Below are 3,241 nucleotides of genomic sequence, written 5' to 3' on the forward strand. Positions count from 1 at the left end.
GGCCGTGGGGGTGATCGGCGCGATCGTCACCTTGCCGTTGAGTGTGATCATCGGGGTGTTCCGGTGTGCTCAGGCCGTCTGGGACCAGGCCGAGCAGAAGACTCGACCGGACCCTGCGGTCATCCGCGGGCGACTCGAGCAGATCGCCGAGGCCGCCGCCGCGAGCTTGCCCGCATGACGCGATACCCGCCCGCGGATACCGTTGCAACTTCTCCTCACGCGAGGACCGCTCGGCCTTCGACGTCAGATCCGTGACCATTAACAGGTCGAACAACTCCAGCACGTCATCGGTCGCCCGACCCGTCAGCACTTTCACCGTGGCCACCATCACCGCCAGCCGATGCTGGCGGGGCTTGAGGCGGCGCAACGCGGGGAGCCTTGCTCGACAATCCGTAGGTGGCCAGTCCGATCACTCGGCGCTGGGGAACCAGCGACACATCCAGGGACTGTCCTCCCACCGCGATAAGCTCGGCGAGGCGGTCCAATGCCGCCAGCATCCCTTTGGAACTGGTCCGGAACACGCCCCGGCGAAGCCGTTCCAGTTCGCTGACACGGCGCTTGCCCTCGGGCGCCGGCCAGCAACGCCAGTAGCGCCGACGCAGAACCGGCGCTCAGCTGACCGGTCAGCTGACCACACAACCGCCGATCAGCAGCCTGGCGCCCCTCGGTGACCAACCGTTCCAGAGTGCGCAGACCCGGCAGCAACGCCTGGCGTTTACGTAGCCAGTCGACCGCGCCGGCGAACATCGCGTTCGGCCCGTCACCCATCACCCACGCCTGGTCAGCAACCCACGCCGCCAACTCCGACTCGACCTCGCCGTAGGAGGTCAACCCGTACTCGCGCTGGATCTCCCAGGCATGCTCGAGCTTGGTCTTCTCCCGCTCGGTGTACCGCTTCACACACGAGGAATCCTCGATACCCAACTGCTCGGCCAGATAATCGACCAACTCCGGCGGCACGTCGAGCGGATCGGCCAGGAACATCCCGAGCTGCCGCACCGTCACGACCTGAAGCGCGAACCCCAACCGGTTGTAATCCCGACGCCGCCCTGCGACCAGCTTCCGGTCCTCGTCGTCAAGGTAGAAGAACCGCTCCAGCTCAACACGGGACAACGCCCCAAACCGGCCATAGCCACCCTCATCGGTCACGCCGACATGAAATCACCTGCAGGTCAACACCGCTCACCGTTTCGCGCTTAGCGCCGGATCGGGCGGATCTGCTCCCCGACCCCCTTCCCGCACCCACTGACCAGCAGCTACGTCATATCCGCCCGAAATTTGGCCGATACTACGGCGACCCCTGGCAGTGTGGTGGGCGGCCGGCATGCGTAGGCCAGCTGGTCGACGATCGGTGCCAGCTTGTGCACCTGGCGGCGCCTGCGCTTGTTGCGGTTCGGTCGGTGAGCTGGTGGAGGCTCCGATGGCGGAGCGGTCAATCACTTCTCGGCCGGGCCCCGGGGCGCTTCGTGCACCTCCCAGTGCGGTCCAACGATTCTTTCCGCATCAACAGCCGGGATATTGACACCGAGGTTGGTGTAGGTCTTCAAGTACGCATGACGTGCAGTCCACTCCACTGTTTCGTTGGCGGCGTACACGTCGAGATGTAGCCCTGCTTCGTGTAGCGCCCGGGCGGACTCACGGGAAGCCGGCCCGCTGGCCGGAGAACACGACATCTGGATCAGCAGGCTTTTCGGGTTGGCGCGAACTGCCCTCAAGAGGTGCTCGTTCGCGGCAAGCACGCGCCCGAAGGTGTAACCGTTGACGCTCAAGCGCTGCATCGTGCGCCCGGTATCGACCATGATGTCGTAGCCGTCCGGCTCGGCGTGTGCCTGGGAGAACAGCCTTGTCTCGGTCTTCGCTTTGTCGCGCCACAACGCCGGTAAGGATGCGCTCCGACCGGTTATGGCATCGAGCCATGCGGGTCGGCCGACCGTGAGGCCGTAGCTCTGACTCACTCTGTCGAGACCTGCGCGGCTCCATTTCTGGGCGACGAAAACGTCAGTACGTTTCGACGGAAACGCTACTCCGATTGTTTCGTGGCGCGGACCGAGGATCGGCAGACTGTGGACTACATCGGCGGGGTGAAAAGCGTCCGGTCCTTGCTCATGAGCACCGGGGTATCTGGGTCACGCGCGAGGACCGCCTTGATCCGGTTACTCAAGTCTCGGTCCTGGGTGCCCAGTTGCTTGTTCCACTCGCGCAGGTCCGCGGCGACGTCGGCGACGCTCAGGTGCACCGTCTGGGTACCTTCCCTGAACTTCGCACTCACACGCATGGCAGTCTCGGTCAATCGCGAGGACAGGCTTACGATCGGCGGCGCCAGCCATCCTCAATCCTGTCCGAGCGCCTCGGTACGGAGCCGAAACGGTGCGGGACCTGCCGGGTTGAGCATGATGTCGACATTCGTCGGCACGATCTGCGGCAGCACGCTCCCCGGTGCTGCGTTCCAGCGCTTCACCTCGACGCCGCGTTTATACACGGCGGCAGTGGCGACGACGATGCAGGCCACACCGTCGGGAGCGAACCCGATCAGGGGTTGATCGTCTTCGTCGCAACCAATTTCGACCACCGAGTTGCGGATGGCCGAGATGATGTCCGCGCCGACATCATCCGCGTCGTCAGCGGCCAGTCGCAGCACCGCATCAACGGGATCACACGGCACATCGTCGCCGGAAGGTATGTAGTTCGGGTTGGGTTGAAACGGACCAGCGGTGTCGCCGTCAAGCATCCACCCACCCAGGATCATCGATGAGGGAGGTGTCTCCGAAGGATTCGACGGGTTCCAGCGTCGATCGACCTGCACGACCCAGCTTTCCTGCTCACCCCCACCTTGCCCCGCCTCGTCCACCATATCCTCCCGGGAAACACTCCAGACCACACGATCATCCCGGCTTCCCACCACAACGAACTCCGCCAAAAGCGACCTGTCCGGCAACCATGGCTCTCGCAGGCCATCCGGACATTCATTCCTGAGCGATATGCTGGTGGAGCCGGTCGAAGTGAGTATTTGCGCGGAAAGTCGCGCTAAGCGTTTCGGCTGGTGACTCCCGGCTCAGTGGTCGTGATTGATCATGACGACGGCCTCGGGGAGCAATGGAGCAGTGGTTGGCGTTAAGAGCTCCTATCAGGTTCGGTTGCGGAGTCTTCGCCAGCAGATGAGGGCGGCGGCGAGGTCGAGGAATCCTTGGTGGATGTCGGTGCGTCGTTCCCAGCGGGTGGCCAGGCGGCGGTACTGGTGTAG

Annotated in this window: 4 protein-coding genes; all 4 read right to left on the minus strand. The window is 64.1% G+C overall.

The genetic code is table 11. The features are described from left to right. Positions 1-327: 327 nt before the first annotated feature. The gene (locus GVY64_RS36650) at positions 328-1,149 is read right to left on the minus strand and encodes a DUF4158 domain-containing protein (RefSeq protein WP_236567547.1); all 822 of its coding nucleotides are present in this window, start codon (positions 1,147-1,149) and stop codon (positions 328-330) included. Between the two features lie 287 nt (positions 1,150-1,436). Beyond that, entirely contained in the window at positions 1,437-1,955 is a 519-nt protein-coding gene (locus tag GVY64_RS36655; protein WP_159851250.1) for a hypothetical protein, read from the minus strand. Between the two features lie 113 nt (positions 1,956-2,068). Beyond that, a complete protein-coding gene (locus GVY64_RS36660; RefSeq protein ID WP_159851252.1) occupies positions 2,069-2,269 on the minus strand; it encodes a hypothetical protein in 201 nt (66 codons plus the stop codon). 60 nt (positions 2,270-2,329) lie between these two features. Next, on the minus strand, positions 2,330-2,851 hold the full coding sequence (locus GVY64_RS36665; RefSeq protein ID WP_159851254.1) for a type VII secretion system-associated protein: 522 nt from the start codon (positions 2,849-2,851) through the stop codon (positions 2,330-2,332). Positions 2,852-3,241 lie beyond the last annotated feature (390 nt).

Source organism: Nocardia sp. CY41 (assembly GCF_009829325.1).
In the GTDB taxonomy this organism is placed as follows: Bacteria; Actinomycetota; Actinomycetes; order Mycobacteriales; family Mycobacteriaceae; genus Nocardia.